Source organism: Plantactinospora sp. A48 (assembly GCF_055793945.1).
On the sequence record NZ_JBTIXF010000007.1, the window covers coordinates 140860 to 158979 of the forward strand.

At 66.8% G+C, this 18120-nt stretch carries 14 protein-coding genes and 1 pseudogene; 11 read left to right on the plus strand and 4 right to left on the minus strand.

The genetic code is table 11. The annotated features are described in order from the left end of the window. The first annotated feature begins 25 nt into the window (after window positions 1–25). A complete protein-coding gene (locus ACXN5W_RS06315; RefSeq protein WP_473157191.1) occupies window positions 26–1987 on the plus strand; it encodes a DNA/RNA helicase domain-containing protein in 1962 nt (653 codons plus the stop codon). Between the two features lie 138 nt (window positions 1988–2125). On the opposite strand, the gene ACXN5W_RS06320 is transcribed toward ACXN5W_RS06315, so the two are convergent. Further along, window positions 2126–2521 (minus strand): hypothetical protein, encoded by a 396-nt coding sequence (locus ACXN5W_RS06320; protein WP_473157192.1) that lies wholly within the window; start codon window positions 2519–2521, stop codon window positions 2126–2128. Continuing rightward, window positions 2518–2880 carry a hypothetical protein gene (locus ACXN5W_RS06325; RefSeq protein WP_473157193.1) on the minus strand — a complete coding sequence of 121 codons (363 nt, stop codon included), beginning with the start codon at window positions 2878–2880 and terminating at the stop codon, window positions 2518–2520. The genes ACXN5W_RS06320 and ACXN5W_RS06325 overlap by 4 nt, the downstream gene beginning before the upstream one ends. Before the next feature lie 295 nt (window positions 2881–3175). On the opposite strand from ACXN5W_RS06325, the gene pglW reads away from it, so the two are divergent. The 5 genes and pseudogenes from pglW to ACXN5W_RS06350 all read left to right on the plus strand — a co-directional run bounded on the left by pglW (window position 3176) and on the right by ACXN5W_RS06350 (window position 13570). After that, a complete protein-coding gene (pglW, locus tag ACXN5W_RS06330) occupies window positions 3176–7363 on the plus strand; it encodes a BREX system serine/threonine kinase PglW (protein WP_473157194.1) in 4188 nt (1395 codons plus the stop codon). Beyond that, window positions 7360–10857 carry a BREX-2 system adenine-specific DNA-methyltransferase PglX gene (gene pglX / locus ACXN5W_RS06335; protein WP_473157195.1) on the plus strand — a complete coding sequence of 1166 codons (3498 nt, stop codon included), beginning with the start codon at window positions 7360–7362 and terminating at the stop codon, window positions 10855–10857. Before pglW ends, pglX begins: the two co-directional genes overlap by 4 nt. A 104-nt stretch (window positions 10858–10961) precedes the next feature. Continuing rightward, window positions 10962–12122, plus strand: a complete 1161-nt coding sequence (locus ACXN5W_RS06340; RefSeq protein ID WP_473157196.1) for a DUF262 domain-containing protein — start codon at window positions 10962–10964, stop codon at window positions 12120–12122. After that, window positions 12119–12322: pseudogene (locus ACXN5W_RS06345) on the plus strand (ATP-binding protein); the annotation flags it as partial. The gene ACXN5W_RS06340 and the pseudogene ACXN5W_RS06345, both read left to right, overlap by 4 nt. Window positions 12323–12379: 57 nt before the next feature. Further along, window positions 12380–13570 carry an AAA family ATPase gene (locus ACXN5W_RS06350; protein ID WP_473157213.1) on the plus strand — a complete coding sequence of 397 codons (1191 nt, stop codon included), beginning with the start codon at window positions 12380–12382 and terminating at the stop codon, window positions 13568–13570. A 95-nt stretch (window positions 13571–13665) separates the two neighbouring features. Here ACXN5W_RS06350 and ACXN5W_RS06355 read toward each other — a convergent pair whose 3' ends face one another. Together ACXN5W_RS06355 and ACXN5W_RS06360 are read right to left on the minus strand one after the other, a co-directional pair. Continuing rightward, entirely contained in the window at window positions 13666–13905 is a 240-nt protein-coding gene (locus ACXN5W_RS06355; protein ID WP_473157197.1) for a DUF397 domain-containing protein, read from the minus strand. Beyond that, window positions 13898–14782 (minus strand): helix-turn-helix domain-containing protein, encoded by an 885-nt coding sequence (locus ACXN5W_RS06360; RefSeq protein ID WP_473157198.1) that lies wholly within the window; start codon window positions 14780–14782, stop codon window positions 13898–13900. Before ACXN5W_RS06360 ends, ACXN5W_RS06355 begins: the two co-directional genes overlap by 8 nt. Before the next feature lie 411 nt (window positions 14783–15193). On the opposite strand from ACXN5W_RS06360, the gene ACXN5W_RS06365 reads away from it, so the two are divergent. From ACXN5W_RS06365 to ACXN5W_RS06385, 5 genes are all read left to right on the plus strand, one after another. Further along, window positions 15194–15499 (plus strand): DivIVA domain-containing protein, encoded by a 306-nt coding sequence (locus ACXN5W_RS06365; RefSeq protein WP_473157199.1) that lies wholly within the window; start codon window positions 15194–15196, stop codon window positions 15497–15499. After that, entirely contained in the window at window positions 15496–15759 is a 264-nt protein-coding gene (locus ACXN5W_RS06370; protein ID WP_473157200.1) for a hypothetical protein, read from the plus strand. The genes ACXN5W_RS06365 and ACXN5W_RS06370 overlap by 4 nt, the downstream gene beginning before the upstream one ends. Then, window positions 15752–16192: a DUF6082 family protein gene (locus ACXN5W_RS06375; protein WP_473157201.1), complete on the plus strand. Its 441-nt coding sequence runs from the start codon at window positions 15752–15754 to the stop codon at window positions 16190–16192. Before ACXN5W_RS06370 ends, ACXN5W_RS06375 begins: the two co-directional genes overlap by 8 nt. Before the next feature lie 303 nt (window positions 16193–16495). Beyond that, window positions 16496–17005, plus strand: a complete 510-nt coding sequence (locus ACXN5W_RS06380; protein WP_473157202.1) for a hypothetical protein — start codon at window positions 16496–16498, stop codon at window positions 17003–17005. Window positions 17006–17144: 139 nt separating this feature from the next. Continuing rightward, window positions 17145–17759, plus strand: coding sequence for a DUF4352 domain-containing protein (locus ACXN5W_RS06385; protein ID WP_473157203.1), 615 nt, complete (start codon window positions 17145–17147; stop codon window positions 17757–17759). The last annotated feature ends 361 nt before the right edge of the window (window positions 17760–18120 follow it).

Sequence of the window (18120 nt, forward strand, 5' to 3'; positions counted from 1 at the left end):
TCGTGCTGCCCGGGGGCACCTGTCGATGTCGGCGTTCCGCAAGTCTGCCCGCAACCTGTCGCAGCTCGGTCGGGACGGCACCCTCGCCGACCAGATCGCCGAGCACCTGTGGGCCCGGCGGCACGGCGTGAGTCCCGCCGAACGGCGTTCCTGGCAGCGCAGCCTGCCCGTACTGGCCCAGGATCTGATCGACGCCGGCCTCGGCGACGTCGAGGTGCTGGTGGAATACCAGCTCCCGCTGACCAGTCGCCGGATCGACGCGGTCATCGCCGGCACCGACCCGCGGACCGGTGACGACTCGTACCTGGTGGTCGAGCTGAAACAGTGGTCCTACGCCACCGCGTACGAGGACTCCGACACCCTGGTGGCGGTCGAACACGCCACCGGGCCCCGGCTGCATCCAGGCATCCAGGTCGCCGACTACTGCGGATATCTCGCAGACTTCCTCGGGATCCTCGAATCGGCCGGAAGCCATCGGAGCAGCCCGCTGCGTGGCGCCGCGTACCTGCACAACGCCGTCGACCGGGACGTGGCGGACCTGCTGGCCCGGCCGGTGACCGAACAGAGCCGGCTGTTCACCGGGCAGCGTCGCGGGCAGTGGCTCGACTACCTCCGTTCCCGGTTCGCGGTGGCGTCGGCCCCGGCCAACGCGCTGGCCGCCGACCGGTTCCTCAGCAGCGCGGTACGGCCCAGCCGGCAACTGCTGTCGGTCGCCGCGAGTGAACTGAAGGACCGGTCCCACTTCCGGCTGCTCGACGAGCAGCACGTGGCGTACGAGCTGGTGTTGCACGCGGTGGAGCGGGCCCGGACGGCCAACCACAAGCGGGCCGTGGTGGTGGCCGGCGGGCCCGGCAGTGGCAAGAGCGTCATCGCGCTGTCCGTGCTGGGCGAGCTGGCCCGGCGTAACCGCACGGTGCTGCACGCGACCGGCTCCCGGTCGTTCACCCAGACCCTGCGCCGGTACGCGGGCCGAGGCTCGACCAGACTGCAGGGGCTGTTCAAGTACTTCAACAGCTTCATGGACGCCGACACCAACGACATCGAGGTGCTGCTCTGCGACGAGGCGCACCGGATCCGCGAGACGTCGGTCAACCGGTACACCCGGAAGGCCCTCCGCGACCGGGCCCGGCCGCAGCTCGACGAGCTGATCTCGGTCGCCCGGGTGCCGGTGTTCCTGCTCGACGAGCACCAGGTCGTCCGGCCGGGAGAGCTGGGCAACGTCGAGGTCATCTCGGCGTACGCGGACAAGCTGGGCATCGAGGTCGAGGTCGTCTCGCTGCACGACCAGTTCCGGTGCGGCGGCAGCGAGGCGTACGAACAATGGGTCCTGGACCTGCTCGGCCTCGACGGCGGCGAGCCGGTCGCGTGGGCCGGGGACGGCCGGTTCGACCTGCGGCTGGCCGACTCGCCGGAGCAGCTCGAAAGCTTCCTACGCGGTCGGCAGCGTTCGGCGAGCGGGCCGGGCGATCCGGGGGAGAACGCGCGGATGTCCGCCGGCTACTGCTGGCCGTGGAGCGACCCCCGCCCCGACGGCACGCTGGTCCCGGACGTGGTGGTCGGCGACTGGGCCCGGCCGTGGAACGTCAAGAGCGACCGCAGCGTGGGCGACGCGCCGGGCAGCGCCTACTGGGCCACCGACCCGAACGGCTTCGGCCAGGTCGGCTGCGTCTACACCGCACAGGGCTTCGAGTACGACTGGTCCGGGGTCATCATCGGACCCGATCTGGTGGCCCGCGACGGGCGGCTGGTGACCCGGCGCGACGAGTCGAAGGACCCGGAGCTGCGCAGCCGTAAGCGGGTCAGCGACGACGAGGCCGACCGGCTGATCCGCAACACCTACAAGGTGCTGCTGACCCGTGGGATGCGCGGCACGGTCATCCACTCGACGGATCCGGAGACCCGGGACTTCCTCGCTGGCCTGGTCAGGCCGGTCCGCGCGGTGGAGATCCGGTACGAGGAGCCTGCGCAGGGCCGCGGTCGGGGATAGGCCCTGGCTCGCGCCGCGCCACCGTCTGGCAGTTGTCCCAGGACACCCGGGTCGCCCCGCACTGCATCTCAGTCGGCCGTTGGCCTGCTCGGCGCCCAAATAGCGCCCGCCGAGGTTTTGTGGCTGCCCCGGCGGCGGTCAGCCGCCGAGGCAGCCGTGGCCGCCGCTGCGGGCGACGCAGTGCGTCGGTGGCACCGGTCTGTCGTCCGTCGGGCCGATCAGGGGCGCGGTGGTCGAGCCCGCGATGAGCAGGACAACCGCGTAGATCAGCGCCGCGCCCGACAGGGACCAGGCGAAGTGCTGCGTCCAGTACCGGTCCCGGGCCAACCGGGCGAGCCCCACCCCGGCCAGCGGCAGCACGCCGTTCAACACCAGGGCCGTGATCAGGATGGCGTCGGTGGTGGCGCTGAACCGGTACGCGGAGGGATGGTTGTCCAGATAGGGTGACACGCGCCGGATCAGCCCCACGATGAGCAGGAACGGTACGCCGTAGAGCCAAAGGCAGAACCCGATGCCGAAGCCGACGCGCCTCATCGGGCCGCCAGCCGGGCCGCCACGACCGCGACCACCAGGGCGACGCCGCTGAGCGCCGACAGGCTGCCGATGAAGAAGGCCGAGGGTACGCGCCGTGCGAGCAGCCCGCTGACGATCAGCGTGACGACCAGCAGGCCCAGGGAGACCGGTACGCCCGCGACCACCATGACCATCAGCAGCAGGCGGAACTCCTCCTGGCCGGTCAGGCAACTGAACATCGCCGAGCAGTCCCGCCGGGGTTCCGCCGGTATCCCGGCATCGCCGGCGACGACCGCCACGGACAGGGTGACGTACCAGCCCAGCGCCACCAGATAGCTCAACCCGAACGGCGCGCTGCGCGGCGCCTCCCCGTCTCCCACGCTGGAAATCTCTCACACCCGCGCAACCGGAGCCGGTGCCCTGTCCACACGGTATCGAGGAGCCGATGGCGCAGCGGCGGGGTCTTGTCGGATATCGGACGTATCGATGGCGGTGTCCCTCACAATCGACCCGCGCGCCGCATCTGCGCAAGTCAACGGTGGTCCAGGTCGTCAATGGGACGAACGAGTCGAATCCACTGTAGATACTCCTGACCGACCGGACCTGTCCCGTTCTTCGCAACGCAAGTACCGTTCGGGGCCGCGAACAGTTGGGCACCTGGGAGAGCGGTCAGGAATGCGTGAGGATTCGCCGCGCTGGGAGCAGCTCAATCCCAGCGCGTTCGAAAAGGAAAAGGACGGCCTGCGCGAGCTGGCGTCGTACCTGCCGGACGGCGAGCCGTACCACGTCTGGGCGAACGTCGAGTTCGTCGCCGACGACGGGTCGATCAACGAGGTCGACGCACTCGTGCTCACCCCCAGCGGGCTCTACCTGCTGGAGCTGAAGCACTGGCACGGCGACATCGGCGGCAACGGCACGCACTGGGTCCGGCGCACCGGGCCGACCAGGCGACCGTTCGTCACGGACAACCCGCTACTGCTGGCCAACCGCAAGGCCAAGCGGCTGCGCGGCCTGCTCAAACGGTACGCCCGCTCCGGCACCCCCATCCCATACGTCCACGCCGCGATCTTTCTGCACGCACCCGGTACCCGGTCCACGCTGGACGATATCGGCCGGCAGCACGTCTACGGCCCCGACGGGCGTACCACCGCCACCAACCTGGCAAGCCTGAAGGAACTGCTCACCGACCGTCCCGACAACCCGCGCAACCGGGTCGATGCCGTCCGGGCCCGGCAGATCGTCGAACTCGTACGCGGCGCGAATCTCCGCCCGTCCGTGGCGGACCGCCGGATCAACCAGCTCGTGCTGCACCAGCGGCCGTTCGCCGAAGGGCTGGGCTGGCAGGATTTCCTCGCCGACCACACCATGGAGACCGGCCTGCTGCGCCGGATCCGCTTCTACCTGGCCAGTCGGGCCGCCGAGGAGGACGTACCGGCGATCAAACGTGCGGCGGAGCGCGAGTTCCGGCTGCTGCAGGGCATCCACCACCCGGGCATCGCCCGGGCGCTCGACCTGGTCGACCACCCGTGGGGGCCGGCGGTCGTCTTCGACCACCACCCCGACTGGGTACGCCTGGACCAGTGGCTCGCCGAACGCGACGGCAAGCTCCAGCTCGCCCAGCGGCTGCAACTGGTGCAGGACCTCGCCGAGATCGTCGACTACGCGCACTCCCGCAGGCTGTCGCACCGGGCCCTGCACCCCCGGGCCATCTTCGTCACCGACCCGGAGAAGCCCCGCCCGTCCCTGGTGGTGACCGACTGGCAGACCGGCGGCCGGCTGGCCAGCACCCGGATCACCCGCACCGGCGCGGCCACCGACCCGGCCAGCCTGGAACTGTTCTTCGACGACAGCGTCCGCCGCTACCAGGCGCCCGAGGCGGCCACCCTGGACGACCTGCCCGGCCCGCAACTCGACGTGTTCTCGCTCGGCGCGCTCGCGTACCGGATCTTCACCGGTGCCGAACCGGCCGCGACCGCCGAGGAGCTGGTGGCGGCCGTCGCCGACGGCGGCGGTCTGCACCTGGACGCGGTGGCCGACGGCATGCCGGACGCGCTCATCAACGCCGTCTACGACGCCACCCGGGGCAACCCGGCGGACCGCACGGGTCGGGTCACCGAGTTCCGCACCTGGCTGGAGCTGGCCTGGGACGAGCTGACAGCCCCCGAGCCGGACCCGGTGCTCGATCCGCTGCAGGCGCACCGCGGCGACGTGCTGGACAACGGCCTGACCGTGCTCACCCGGCTCGGCACCGGCGCCACCGCGACCGCCCTGCTGGTCCGGCAGGACACCCCGGAGGGCAGCCGCGAACTGGTGCTCAAGGTGGCCCGTGACGAGCAGTTCGCCGACCGGTTCGCCGCCGAGGCCGCGGCCGTGGCCAAGCTGCGCGACTCCCGGGTGGCCGCCCTGGTGGAAGAGGGCACGATCAAGGTCGGCCAGCGCACCGCGCTGCTGCTGGAGAGCGCCGGTACGCAGACCCTCGCCGAGGACCTGCGCGGCGGCCGGCTCGGCCTGGAGATGCTCGAACGGTACGGCCGGGACCTGCTGGAGATCGTCGCGTTCCTGGACGGCCAGGGCGTGTGGCATCGGGACATCAAGCCGGCCAACCTGGCGGCCCGGCCCCGGCCCAAGGACAAACAGCCGCACCTGTGCATCTTCGACTTCTCCCTGGCCGCCGTGCCGGCCACCGAGCTGACCGCCGGCACCGTCGCCTACCTCGACCCGTTCCTCGGGCCGCCGCGCCGGATGCGCTACGACGCCGCCGCCGAACGGTTCGCCGCCGCCGTCACCCTGTACGAGATGGCCACCGGCACCCTGCCCCGGTGGGCCGGTGGCGCCAACCCGGCGGTGGTCACCGACGAGGTGACCCTCGACCCGGCCGTGTTCGACCAGTCGGTCGCCGACCGGCTCGTCGGGCTCTTCCGCAAGGCCCTCGCCCGGGACGCCGCCGCCCGCTACGACACCGTCGACGACATGCTCGACGCCTGGCGGGCCATCTTCCGGGAGATCCCCGAACCGCCGGCCGTCACCGACCACACCGGCGCCGAGGTGCCGCTGACCCGCACCTCCCCGCTGGAGGTGGCCGGGCTCACCGCGCGGGCCCGCTCGGCGCTGGACCGGCTCGGCATCCTCACCGTCGGCGAGCTGCTCGACGCCGAACCGTCGGCCCTGACCCGCGCGAAGGGCGTGCCCGACGCCACCCGCAAGGAAATTCTGGCCCGCACCCGGGTGCTGCGGGACCAGCTCACCGCCGACGGTGGCTTCCAGCCGCCGGCGGACGCCCCCGACCGCCCGCTCGCGCAGGGCGTCGAGGCGCTGTGCGCGAGCCTGCTGCCGGCACCCGGCGGCCGGACCGGCTGGCAGCGCGACGCCCTGCGGATCCTGCTCGGCCAGGGCGCCACCGAGGACGGCCGGTTCCTGCGCTGGCCGTCCCAGGGCGACGCGGCGAAGGCGGTCGGCAAGCTGCAACCGCAGTTGTCCGCGCTGCTGCGCCGTTTCGTCAAGGACTGGGCCGGCAATCTCGCGCTGCTGCTGGTCCGCGACGAGATCGTCGCGCTGCTGGACGCCCGGGGCGGGGTGATGTCCGCCGAGGAGATCGCCGAGGCGCTGATCGCGGCACGCGGCTCCTACTCCGCCGAACCGAGACGTACCGCCCAGGCCATCGGCCTGGTCCGGGCCGCCGTCGAGACCGAGCTGGCTCGCGGTGGCGACGCCCGGGTCGCCATCCACCGGTTCCGGACCTCCGACGCCGTCCTGGTCGGCCGGGAACCCGACGACCCGACCACCGAGACCACCGCCGCAGCGCTGCTGGAGTACGTGGTCCAGCTCGGCCGGCACGCGGTCACGCTCGCCGCCGCCGACCCGCTGCCCACCCGGCAACGCGCCGTCGAGGAACTGCGGGCCGTCGCCGACCCGCCGGCCGGGATGCCCGCGCCGACCGACCTGCGGCTGCTGCAGCTCGCCGCCGCCGGCAGCAACGGCGAGGTCGACGTCAACCCCCAGGGCCAGCTCTACCCCGCCGGGATGCCCGCCGAGCGCGCGCTGCGACTCGCGGTGGGCGCGCTGCTCGGCCAGAAGAATCTCGACCCCGACGCGGTACGCACCAGAGTCCGCACCCGGTTTCCCCGAGCGCTGCCACTGCCGCCCCGGCCCGCGCTGGACGGACTGCTCCGCGAGGTGTCGCTGACCTGGGATCCGGCGGCCGGCCGGTACGCCCCACCCGGGCTCAGCTCGTCGGTCACCGGCACCCGGCTGGCCAGCACCGCAGGCCCGATCCTCGGCCCGGACGCCGCCGCCGAGACCCAGTCCCGGCTGGCCGGCGCGCTCGACCGCCGGGCGTTCCTGGTGCTGCTCGCACCCATTCGCCGGCTCGGCGCGGCCCGGCGGGCCCTGCTGTCGAGGTTCGACCTCGCCGAGGTGGACGTCACCGCGATCCTGCTGGATCGGCTGCGCTCGCAGGGCTTCCCGTGGGAGGCCATCGTGGCCGCCGACAACGGCCAGGCCGCCGACGCCGACTTCCGCAGCCTGGTCGAGTTGGTGCGGCACGACGTCGTACCGGCGGTCCGGGACGCCATCGCGACGGCGGACCGGCCGGTGCTGCTCACCGAGGCCGCGCCGTTGGCCCGGTACGGGCAGCTCACCCTCATCCAGGAACTGGCCGACCCCACCCGACCCCGACCGGCGGCCCGGCTGCTGCTGGTGCCGGCCCGACGAGAGACGCCCGCCATGCTCGACCACGTCCAACTCCCGCTCACCTCGCCGGCCGGCCAGTCGATGTGGCTGCCCGACGAGTGGATCACCCCCGCCCTGGCATCGGCGCCGTCGCCGACTTCTGCCTCGGCTTCGGAAAGGAAAGCTCCCCGATGATCCCGCTCAAGGCGCTGCAGGCCCAGGTGACGATGCTCGTCGACGACCTGCGGGACCGGGTCGGCCAGGACTCGGAGTTGCGCTCAGGGCTGGAGAAGGAACACGGCCAGGCCACCTCCGCCAGCCGTACCGCGGCGACCTTCGAAACCTGGCTGGAGGACGTTCTCGACCAGGCCGCCGTCGCCTGGGTGCTCGGCTGCGTCTTCGTCCGCTTCTGCGAGGACAACTCGCTGGTCGAACCGCTCTGGATCGGTGGCCCCGAACCGGCCGCGCCGGTCGGACGGGCCATGGAACACCGGCAGCAGTTCCTGATCGACAACCCACGAGAGAATGACCGGGAGTGGCTGCGGGAGGCGTTCGGTTACCTGCGCGGGTTGCGGGCCACCGGGAAGATCTTCGACGAGCACAACCCGATCTGGCGGTTCGGCATCAGTGGCGAGGCTGCCGAGAAGCTCTCCGAGTTCTTCCGGCGCGGACCCGGGTACGTGTCACTCCGCAAGGACGACCTGGACACCCGGTTCCTCGGGGACATCTACCAGGACCTGTCCACGCACGCCAAGAAGACGTACGCGCTGCTCCAGACGCCCGAGTTCGTCGAGGAGTTCATCCTGGACCGGACGTTCAAGCCTGCCGTGGACGAGTTCGGGCTGGCTGAAACCAAGGTGATCGACCCAACCTGTGGGTCGGGGCACTTCCTGCTTGGTGCGTTCGACCGGCTGGTGAGGCTGTGGCGGACCCGGGAGCCGATGGGCGATCCACGGGTGCTGGTCGAACGGGCCCTCGGCCAGGTGACCGGAGTGGACATCAACCCGTTCGCCGTGGCGATCGCCCGGTTCCGGCTGCTCATCGCGGCCATGAAGGAATGCGGGCTGACGTCACTGGAACGCACTCCGTCCTGGCCAGTCCGGGTGGCTACCGGCGACTCCCTACTGCACTGGGGTCGGAAGTCTCGGCATCAAGGTGACCTGCTGGCTGAGCAGGAGGGCCGGGACGCCTTCGCTTACGTTACTGAGGACGCCGACGTGCTGGTCGACTACCTGCGCGAAGGCCAGTACACGGTGGTGGTCGGCAACCCGCCCTACATCACCGTCAAGGACAAGGCGCTGAATGAGCGCTACCGCGAGGAGTACTCCACCGTCTGCCACCGGCAGTACGCGCTGACGGTGCCGTTCGCCAAACGCCTCTTCGACCTGGCCAAGGGGTCCAACGAGCACGGCGAGGGCGCCGGGCACGTCGGGCAGATCACCGGCAACGCCTTCATGAAGCGCGAGTTCGGCAAGAAGCTCATCGAGGACTACTTCGCGCACAAGGTTGAGCTGACCGAGGTCATCGACACCTCCGGCGCCTACATCCCCGGCCACGGAACCCCCACTGTCATCCTCATCGGCCGCGCCAACCCCCGCCGCCGCTCCGAGAAGATCCGTGCAGTCCTCGGCGTCCGCGGCGAACCCGCCGAACCCAAGAATCCGGCCCAAGGCACGGTCTGGCTGAGTCTTGTGACGCTGGTCGACCAGCCCGGCGCAGTATCAGACTGGGTGGTCGTCAAGGACATCCCGCGCACGGACATCGCAGTTCATCCCTGGAGCCTGTCGGCTGGCAGTGCCTCGCCCATCGTGGACGCCATGGCGTCCACAGGTTCGATCCTCAACGCTGTTACCGACCATATCGGCTACACCGGCCAGACCAACGCCGATGCCGCGATGTTGGCATCTCGGCGGGAGATGTGTCGGGCGAAAGTTGAAAGCAGCGCCTACCGCCAGTTCGTAACCGGCGAGGAGATCCGGGACTTCGTCTTGACGGAGGGGGATCAGGCGATTTTCCTCTACGACGACCGGCACCTGCTCGATATCTGTGGCTTCCCGGGCATCTTCAAGCGACTTTGGCCATTCCGCACCTCGCTCTGGTCTCGTCGGACTTTCGCCAAGCTGTCCTATCGGGAAGATGGCCGGAGTTGGTGGGAGTGGCATCAAGTTGCTTTACGTCGGCTGCGAACGCCCATGTCCATCTCCTTTGCATTCGTTGCTACGCATAACCATTTTGTCCTCGACCGGGGCGGGAAGGTGTTCAACAGGCACGCGCCGGTGATCAAGCTGCCGGAGGAGGCGACGGAGGACGATCACCTGCGACTGCTCGGATTGCTTAACAGCTCGACCACCTGCTTCTGGCTCAAGCAGGTCAGCCACAACAAAGGCAGCCAAGGAGTTAACGAAGGCTTCAAATCCCAGGAGTGGGAACGGTTCTACGAGTTCACCGGTACCAAGTTGCAGGAGTTTCCTCTGCCCGAGGCGTACCCGGTGGAACGGGCGCGACTGCTCGATTCGCTGGCGCAGCGGCTTGCGCCCTTGACCCCGGTGGCGGTCGCGGAGTCTGGGGTGCCGACCCGGGAGCGGCTGCGGGCGGCACGGGCCGAGTACGAGTCGGTTCGGGCGCAGATGATCGCGGCGCAGGAGGAGCTGGACTGGGAGGTCTACCGGCTCTATGGGCTGCTCGACGAGGACCTGACGACGACCGAGCCGCCCGAACTGAAGCTGGGGGAGCGGGCGTTCGAGATCGTGCTGGCTCGGAAGATGGCGGCCGGCGAGGTCGAGACGCAGTGGTTCGTGCGGCACGGGTCGACGCCGATCACAGAGCTGCCGGCGCACTGGCCGGCGGAGTATCGGCGGCTGGTGGAGCGGCGGATCGAGATCATCGAGTCGGACCGAGACATCGGGCTGATTGAGCGGCCGGAGTGCAAGCGGCGGTGGGCCACCGAGGGCTGGGACGCCATGCAGGTTAAGGCGTTGCGGGACTGGTTGCTCGACCGGCTGGAGGCGCCGGAGCTGTGGGGCGACCGTCCTGTGCCGCAGTCGGTGGCGCAGTTGGCCGACCGGGTGCGACACAACGAGGACTTCCGGGTCGTGCTGGAGTTGTGGGCCGGGCGGGACGACTACGACCTGACCAAGACGCTGAGCAAGCTCGTCGCGGATGAACACGTGCCGTATCTGCCGGTGTACCGCTACAAGCCGTCGGGGCTGCGCAAGCGGGCGCAATGGGAGCGGATCTGGGAGCTGCAACGGCTGGAGGACAAGGGGGAGGAGGGCATCCAGATCCCGGTCCCGCCGAAGTACACGTCAGCAGACTTCCTCAAACCGTCCTACTGGCGGGCGCGCGGCAAGCTCGACGTGCCGAAGGAGCGGTTCATCTCCTACCCGAAGGCCGGCCGGGACGGTGACGGCACCGACCTGCTGGGCTGGGCCGGCTGGGACCATCTTCAGCAGGCCCAGGCGCTCGCCACCGTCTACCTCGACCGGAAGACCCAGGCGGCCTGGCCCGCGGAACGCCTACTGCCGCTGCTCGCCGGCATCGCGGAACTGGAACCCTGGCTCCACCAGTGGTACGCCGACGAACGCCCCGGCTTTCCTGGCTCACCCGCCCAATTCTTCACCCACCTCCTCGACGCCGAGTTCACCTACCTCGGTGTCGAGCGGCCAAGGGCGAAGGTTGCAAACGTCTAGACGAAAGGCTGCCCTGTTATGTAATAGAAAAATTGGCCACCTGTCTGTGGGTGTCCGAGTATCAATCAGTAGCCCAGTCCAGCGCCTCCTGCGAAGGAGCACCTTTGCGTTTCCAGACTAGCGATCCCGATATCGCGACAATATTTCGCCGGATTCAGCGGGAAACAATCGATCTTCAACCGGATTTCCAGAGGGGCGAGGTATGGTCCACGCCCAAGAAGCAGCGCTTGATAGATACTATTCTCCGTAAGTGGCATGTTCCTCCAATCCATCTGGTGGCTAAAGGTGGAGGCAAGTTCGACGTACTGGATGGCCAACAGCGTTTGACGGCTATCCGTGACTTCATCCAAGGTAGCTATCCAGTTGATGGCGTCATAGAGCCCAAAAGCTCTGAACTAGGGTTGCTCGATGGTCTGCGCTTTGGCCAGTTGCCGATCGATGTGCGGGACGAATTCGAGGCGTTCCCAATTCGCGTATTCGAACTGCATGACTTCGCCCCGGATGAGCCTCATGAACTGTTCTTTCGGTTGAATCAGCCGGTGGTCTTGACGGAGGCAGAGAAGAGAAATGCGTTCATCGGTCCGGCTCGGAACCAGGTGAAGACCTTAGTGGAATGGGCCGAGAAAGCGGGAATGACACAGGACAGGGTCGGCTTCTCTGGTGCCCGAATGGCATATGATGACTTGCTGTCGCGCTTCTTGCTTACCCTTGAGCAAGCTACTCTAGCTGAAAAAATAACTTCGCTAAAGGTTACGACTCGCTACAGGCAAACAGATCCCTTCAGTGATGAAGTTATTTTAAGGGCGGAGGAGTCTCTTAAGTTTCTTTTGGCAATGCCTCTGATGGAAAGTGGGCAGAGGGTCAAGCCTAACAAGGCAACGGTCCATACCTGGCTATGCATGGCAGCCAAGCTGCATAAGGAGAATCTGCTCGGTGTTCTTGGGCGAGAACTCCAGGGAACAATTACGGCAATTGAGGAATGGCGCTTCGCCCGAACGTCTGACCTGCTCAACGCGGGGCTCGAGGCGCCTATCATAGTATTCCATGATCGTGCTACATCCCGGGTGTCGGATGTGTCTTCTGTCCTGCTTAGAGACCTTACCGCTTGGATGGTTTTCTATGCCTATGCAAATCCGAAGCCCTTGCCAAAATTTCTCGAACCCATTATGGATGTCTGGACGGATATATCGCTGGTCCGAGTCCCGGAAAAGGTACTCACCAACTTTACTGCTAGTCGGGCATGGGGTGGCGACGGATGGCTATGAGGTTTGCGGAGAGGCAGGCAAGGCTGGCTCGTCTTGGACGGCAATCGTATACCACCCGGCTCACGACCGCTCGGCTTATCACGATAGCTGACGCTCAGATAAGTCTGGTGTTTTCGCCGGGCCTGACGATCGTTTCCGGGGGGAATGGGGCAGGAAAATCCACTCTCCTCGGAGCGCTCTATCGATGCCTTGCTCCTGAGCCTGAGGATCTACATCGAAGTATCCCAGATCCGCCACCCTGGCTGGGCTCATTGGAGTTGGATCTCGTCCACAATGGTATCGAACATACCGCTCGTTACGATTGCCAGACCAAAGCCGGACGTGCTCTTCCTGTCTCGGACGTGTTCTACGTGAATCCAGCCGCCGAGACTGAAGAAATCCTGCGTCAGGTTCGCCTGGACTCTAACCCGTACGATCTCCTTGAGGGGATCGATCCGGCGCCTTTCCGTAGAAGCGAACTAGAAAATCTTTCCTACATTTTACGTCGAAACTACTCAGATGCTTCCGTCTATGAAATAACCGCTTTCAGTTCAGATGACATTGCTATTCCTTTCTCCGAGTTGGTTTCGATGGAGTGCAAGTATTCTCTATCAAATATGGGGAGAGGTGAGCTGGTAGCGGCCTACCTCATTTGGAAACTGTCGGCCATTCCGGCGGGATCTATCGTGCTTCTGGAGGAGCCAGAGAGCCATCTGGCAATCTTTTCTCAGACACATTTGGCCGACGTGATAATCGCGGCCGCGACAGAACAAGATCTCTGCATCGTCGTATCCACCCACTCGCCCGGGTTCTTTGAGCGACTGCCGTCCCAGAACATTGTACTTGTATCGTCTCTACCGCGTCCTTCCATACGGTGTGAACTGTCTACCCTTGAGGTGGCGTACCATCTCGGGTCCCGGCCAGGAGTATCAACGATCGCCCTAGTCGAGGATCGTGCCGCGGCAGCTGTCTTGTCGGCGCTGGTGGGAGCGACCGAACCGGAACTCCTGCACAATCTTGATATTCGTCCTGTTGCTAACGGTGAATCAGGACTCCGTCGAGCGCTACAAGAACTCAACGCGGCCACCGCGAGCCGGTTTAGGATTCTTGGCGTGTACGACGGGGATCAAAAGCCCAAGAGCCAGCCATGGTCCGAGAATGTTGCGTACTTGATGGGATCCGGGGCGCCAGAGGATGTTCTTCGAGAAGTCTTCATGGAATGGCGTTCTGGAGCCTACTCGAGCTTTGAGCCTGGAAATCTCGGCGGCGCAGAACGTCTTAAGCTTATTATGGAGCGGCTAGATGGGTGGGATTTGCATGATTGGATCGTGGAACTTGCTCGCGAAGTGGGGGGTCTGGATGAAGTTGCTAGGATGGGAATTCAGCTAATGCTGTTAAGCGATGTATTGCGGGCGGACATTTTAGAGATAGCTGAGTGGTTGCGGAAGAACATCATCAAAGGAGTTTGAAATTTGCTCGGAGACGCCTCGTGTGGCGGTTGACTGAGAGGTCTTCATATCATAGGGAATGCCTACATCGGCAGTCTCATGGTTTCTTGTAGCCGTCATCGCGCGAGCGCTGGGACTGCCTTGTTTGACCCGGCTAGAGCAGGAGTAGCTGCAGGAACGTAGTCGAGGAATCGGGTCCAAGCGTACGGGGGGAAGGTGAGGGCGGGGCCGGCGGGGTCCTTGGAGTCGCGGACGGCGACGATGGCGATCAGGTTGGTGGCGACCTCGACGCAGTTGCCGCCGTTGTCGCCGCTGCGGGTGCTCTTGCGCCAACGGGCGCCGCTCAGGTCAGTCATGCCGGGCCTCCCCGAGGATCTGCTTGATCATGTCCTTCGATTGTGCCTCATCTAGGGCCAGTGCATCGAGGCCCGTCCAGACTCGGCGATATGCGGTGACCTCGTCCGGCTTGTCGAGGTAGAGCGCGCCGGTCAGTGATTCGCTGTAGACCACGGACGGTTCGGGAGCGGCTCGGCCCGCCTTCGTCGCGGGAAAGTCGAGGATGACGAAAGAGCCCGCCACCGCCCCCGGGTGCGGACCGGCCGTGAGCGGCACGACCCGGATGGACACGTTGGGCAGCTCAGTCGCATCCAACAGTCGGTCGAGCTGGCCGACCATGACCGTGGGGTTGACCACCGTACGGCGCAGCACCGCCTCGGACAGCACGGCGTTGAGCTGTGGCGGCTTGGGTAGCCGGCGGGTGAGTAACGCTTGCCGCTGCAATCGCACCTCGACGATTCGCTCCCGCTCATCCGGACTCATCGGACTACGGCGAAGCAGGCCCAGCGCGTACTCGCGGGTTTGTAGCAGCCCAGGGATCAGCGCTTCCTCGTATTCGCGGAGGTGGGCGGCGGCGGACTCCAGGCCGACGTACAGCTCGAACCAGCTTGGGACGGCGTCGCCGTAGGCGTGCCACCAGCCCTTCGACTTGGTCTCGGCGGCCAAGCCGCGCATTGCCTCGGTCATCTCCGGGGACACGTCGTACAGCTCGCACATGGCCTTGACGTCCAGCACCCGCACCGGCCCCTGCCCGCATTCGAGCCGCCAGATCTTCTGCCGGCTGTATTCGAGCGCTTCGGCGGCGGCGTCGAGCGTGACGCCGGCCTCGGTGCGGAACTGTCGGAGCAGCCGGCCGAGCTGCCGGCGTGGCACGGTCGAACCGATGTCCTCGGACATGTGCAGCCTCTCCGTTGCGTGATGGAACCACTACAAGCGGTGCTAGGCAACATCTACGGATTCCGGTAAAGAAAGTCAATACACGCCACGCCATTTCTCGCTTGGAACGTTGCATTTGAGTAGCCGAGCGTCACAGGATGGCTACCGCAGATGCGTCGCGATGGCAGCGGGAGCTGGGGCGGAGGGGCGATGGCCAAGCGGTGGAAGTGGTTCCTGCGGCCGGGGGGAGGCCGTGGTCGACGTGGTCGACCGACCTTCGGGCACCGAGCGCGCAGCGCGGTCCGGCAGTCAGCCGGTCAAGAGCAGCCCTGATGCCGTACCGCCAAGGAGGGCTGCGGTGGCAGGGCGGGGTGGGTCCGTCCGGGCGAGGGGATCGGATGGGCCCACCCCTTCCACTGAGGAGAAGCGGCGGTGACGGACCGGTGGGCCGGCGACAACGGATACCCCCGGTTGTCGCCGGAGCGGATCCGGCAGTGGGAGTTTCCGCGTACCCGCTGGGGGTGTCGGGGCCTGGATCCGGCGGCGGTGGTGGCGTTCCTGGACCGGGTGGCCGACGAGGTGGCCGCGCTGCACGCGGCCCTGGCCGCCGCCCAGTGGCAGGCGGCGCGGCCCAACGCCGGTCCACGCTCGTGGCCGGACCGGCAGACGGTTACTCGGGTGGTTGGCCGGGCTCGGCCGCCATCGAACCAGCGGCCGATCGGGAGGCACCGCCGATGAGCGACCGGTACGTGATCCACCTGCCGGTGGTGGCCGGCGACGTGGAGACCGCACGGCGGTTGGCCCGGGTGGTGGCCCGGTGGACGGCGATCCTGCCCCAGACCGACCCGGGGGAGACCACCGTGTCCGAGGAGGACAACCTGGGCGTACGCCATCGGGTCTTCTGTGACGCCCGGATGCCCGGCGGCCGGCGCTGCGTGCTGCCGGCCGACCACGACGGCGACTGCGCTCGACGACTGGTAGCGCCGCGCCGTGGCTGACCCGCAGATCGAGCTCGTGGTGCGGCTACTGCACACCGACCTGATCAAGATGGCGATCAACGACCGTGACCTTCGGGAGGTGTGGCCGCCCATCGGTCGCGGGGTAACCCAGACCAAGAAGGACCATTACTGCAACCTCATCCTCAACCTGCAGAAGGTCGCCTACGAGGCGGGCACCATCGAACTCGCCGAGCTGCGTGGCGCGCTCGGCTACCTGATGACCAGCCGGGACATGTACCTGTTCTGGCGGAAGGCGCGAGCGGCGCGGGGCGCGGTGACGGCCGGCGACCTGGCCGAGGACTTCTTCATCACCATGGTTGATCGCGCCTTCGTCGCGGCCGACCCGCCACGCCGGACGCGCCTGCCAACCGTGCTCTGGGAGGCCGTCTCGAACTGGGCGAAAGAGCGTGGATCGCCACACCGGCGCGTGTGATCGGGTGGACTTGGTGCGCCTGGCCCGCCAGATACCCCGCTGAACGGTCCCAGCCGATCATCCCCGCGTCTCGTCAGGGATGGCCTCAAAGTGGTACCCAGGGATGGCGTGGCGAGTAAGGCTGAACATATGCAGGGACACCTTCGGGCTGACAGCTCTCCGGATATGCATGCAGCCCTTCGGGGTCATTCCCGCTGGTCGGGGTTGGTTGGGAATCTCAAGGCGATCGCGGAGGTCCACGGCGGAGCGGCTTCAGTGAGAGCGAACGGTTATGGCCAGGTCTACGACGGGGCGAGGGGCGCGATGGTCATCGACGTGGTGATGTCCCGCCAGCGCAGCTATGAGAAGCGCATCGTTCCCGCTGTTCGGCCGTTCAGGGAGCAAGGGCTCAAGCTTCGGCAGCTCGTCGACTCACCTCCTGGTCGAGCCCTCCTCGGCTTGAGAGCTGAGGAGCAAGAGACGATGGTCGCAGTCGCGGACAACCTTCTGGCGTTTGCAAGGGATGAAGGTATCGACAACGAAGACGAGGCATGTCGGGTGTGGGCTGAACGCACCGCAGGGATTAGCCATGCCTTCCGATGCGAGGAACGGGTAGGGGCGGTAAAAGGCATCGGACTAGCCTTGTTCTGCTACCTCCGCATGCGATGCGGCGGAGACAGCGTGAAGCCGGACGGACGCGTGCGCGAGTCGTTGCGTCGATTGGGCTTTCCTTGTCCGAACGACCCGCACGTCTGTCTCGCTGTCGCCCAAGGGGCTGCACTGGAGTTGGGTACGACCGAGTTGTGGCTTGACCAGTTGCTGTGGTGGGCGTAGCGGAGACATGAACCGCTCTCAGTGGTGCTACGGATCGGCCGATCGGGCGGGCTGATCAACCCATTTGGGCCGCGCGTACTGGAGGCTTCGAGTCCGATAGCAGACTGATGAACGTCGGGCCGTCACGCATCATCAACAAATGAAGCGACCTCTCACCGTTTTAGCCACCTTGTTCGCTGTATCCGCCGTTGCGGGGTGCAGTGACGATGCCTCCCCAGCGGCCGGTGGTTCGTCGCCGTCCGCAGAGGCCACTTCGGCTAGCACTGCGCTTTCTCCCTCCGCGAGCCGGTCCATTGCCCCCTCGTCGACCACCAGCCCGACTCCATCGGAGCCGGGCCAGCCAAAGCTGGGTCAGAAGCAGGCAACAGAGTTGGGTGACGTCACTGTCTACAGCGTCGACTTCCCAGTGCGGGCGCAGGACCGGGTGGCCAACGACATCCACACGAAGGGGATGCGGTTTGCTGTGGTGGACATCAAGGTCTGCTCGAACGGTGCTGTGAACGCCGACGGCTATGGGTTTGACGTCAGCGACTTCGAGGTCGTTGACAAGCAATCCCGCGCCTACTCCTTTTGGAACAAGCAGGTCGGTGCGCGATTGCCGAATCTGACCGACGTCGTCAGCGCCATAGACACCCCTCGGAAAGGGGCCTGCAAGCGAGGCTGGCTGACGTTCGAGCTTCCTCCGACGGCACGCACCAGTTCGATCGAATACTCGCCGTACGACGGCACACCGCTGGTCTGGACCGTTCGGTAGGACGAGCATTCGTCGCAGCCTGGACCAGAAGCGGTAACTTTCGCCGGATGACCCCATCCGCTGGCGATCAGTGGGATGGAAGGCCGTCCAGTCGCAGAAGGCGGAGACGGGCGCGACCCAGACACTCAGGGTCGGCTGATCATTCCCGTACCGCCGGACCGGCTCTGTTCTCCAGTCGAGCCGCGATCGTGCGCCGAAGCGCCGCCGCCCGGAGGTCATCGAAGCGGGCCAGTAGGTTCTCGGCCTCTTGCCAGTGCCGATGGGCCTCGGGGGGGGGGGGCGCCCCGACCCCCGCCCCCCCGGAATGGTTGGGGGTCTCTTTCCCCCTCCCCTCACCCCTCCCCCTTCTGTTGGGTGTCGT